The 1952-nt window shown below is 37.0% G+C and carries 2 protein-coding genes; one reads left to right on the top strand and one right to left on the bottom strand.

Annotated features, from left to right (window positions below):
* Positions 1 to 529: 529 nt before the first annotated feature.
* Complete coding sequence (yaaA, locus tag CAN34_RS13625) at positions 530 to 1330, top strand: peroxide stress protein YaaA (protein WP_089556099.1); 801 nt, start codon at positions 530 to 532, stop codon at positions 1328 to 1330.
* 49 nt (positions 1331 to 1379) lie between these two features.
* On the opposite strand, the gene CAN34_RS14305 is transcribed toward yaaA, so the two are convergent.
* Positions 1380 to 1952 (bottom strand): hypothetical protein (locus CAN34_RS14305; RefSeq protein WP_089556098.1); only part of this gene is annotated, 573 nt, incomplete at its 5' end.

The raw sequence follows: 1952 nt of genomic DNA, 5'->3' as shown, positions 1-1952 counted from the left end.
AATGCGACCCGACTCTCGCTTGCACTATCTGCACTAATGACACCGATCTTCATATCGTCTCCTTACGTCTAATGATTACTTTTAATACCCTCAACGCACATTTAAAAAGCACAGGGAACAAAAAAACCTTTGGTTGCTGTTGGTTTAACACTTAAGACCAAAGATTATCAATTTAATAAATGATAGCTGCTTTGCCATCATGCCGTTTTATTATAGAGATATCATCCGTTAACTTTCATTGTCTAATGATGACCCACAAGTAAAATAAAAAGTTAGGCATTTACACCACTTGTATAACTTTTATTGTTATATTAAAAAGTTTTATTTTTCCGTATAAGCCTCAAAGCCAGTCAGCCATTAGCTTACAGAGGCAACTATGATTGCTTCGATGTCTGACACCTGTCTATGATAATGCTTAAAAATACAAAACAGCTACGAGTAAGTCAAGTTAAACCTGTAGGTATCGTATAATAAGAAAGCTTGACACGTTAATGGAGTGTTTATCACTTCACTATAATAAGGAATAACCATGTATTTTTTACTCTCTCCTGCCAAATCTTTGAACGAAACAGACGCTATCCCAGTGAATCTTGGTAATTACTATAGTCAGCCTGAGCTGATTGAGCATTCACAGACACTGATGAAAATATTGAAGTCGAAAGAGCCGATTGATTTACAAGAGCTGATGAGCATCTCTGATGATTTGGCGCAGCTGAATGCTAAGCGTAACCAAGACTGGGCTTGGAGTGATAAGGAACCCTTTACGGACGACAACGCTAAGCCTGCCGGTTATTTATTCGATGGTGATGTCTATACAGGTCTGGATATGTATCACATGGATAAAGACACGGCTATCTACGTTAATGAACATCTGGGTATTTTGTCAGGCCTATATGGCTTGCTAAAACCGCTCGATTTGATTCAGCCTTATCGACTAGAAATGGGAACCAAGCTCAAAAATGAGCGCGGTGATAATTTATACGAATTTTGGGGCGAAGAAGTGACCAATACTATCAATTCGCGCATGGCTGATAGCGATGACAAAGTATTGATTAATTTAGCTTCAAATGAATACTTTAAGTCTGTGAAGAAAAAAGCGCTGGATGCTGAGATTATCACACCACGATTTGAAGATGAAAAGAATGGTCAATATAAAGTCATTAGCTTCTATGCCAAAAAAGCACGTGGGCTGATGGTCAAATATGCCGCTGATAATAAGCTCACCAAGGCTGAGCAGCTGAAGCAATTTAATTTGGCGGGTTATTATTATGTTGATGACGCTTCTAATGATAAAACATGGACGTTTAGACGGGATGAGACTGCTCAGTAAAAAGCCGTTCTTCTAACACGTTAATGCGACTTGATTTTTTAGGCTTTTATTATGATATACCGTAGAACCTATCCATGATTTCCGGTGTATGCATGGGTAAACAATCTAAATAAATATATTGAAGATTAAGCACTTCCTGCATTATTTCATTAGATTGAACTAATGTTGCAAGTAACATTGCTTTTAAAGCTTCTAATCCATTAGAGTTCTGTAGAATCTGAATCATCAATGGTTCTGGAAATCCATCTTTTCTTCTAGAAAATGCATGCATCCCACTATGGACATAAGAATTAGAGGCTTTTAACGCCATATTTTTAAACTCTTGCATTAGCATTAGTGCTTTTTTAGGAACCTTACCTTCTTCTACTTTAAGCTCAAGCTCCGATAAAATAATATTAATTGTAGGTATGCGTTTTTCTGCTTGCTTTACATTCTGCTCTGTTAAAGGTTTATTAAACCTTTCTATAACCTCATCAGAAGCGACCCAGTATAGCCACTTTGCTCTTAATAGCGATTCAAATTGTAAGCGTAATAAGCTACTAGCTGAAATGCTACAAAGGTTCTTCGCTAAAATATGAATTGCATGACCATGCTCTGAAGATATATCAGCCAAAATTAGAGT

It is taken from the genome of Psychrobacter sp. DAB_AL32B (genome assembly GCF_002224105.1).
GTDB lineage: Bacteria > Pseudomonadota > Gammaproteobacteria > Pseudomonadales > Moraxellaceae > Psychrobacter.
Note: the sequence above shows the minus strand (reverse complement) of the source record. Positions and strands in the feature narration are given on the sequence as shown.

Excerpts from the sequence above, each read along its gene's own strand:
- yaaA (WP_089556099.1), top strand. The coding sequence starts at position 530 with ATGTATTTTTTACTCTCTCCTGCCAAATCTTTGAACGAAACAGACGCT.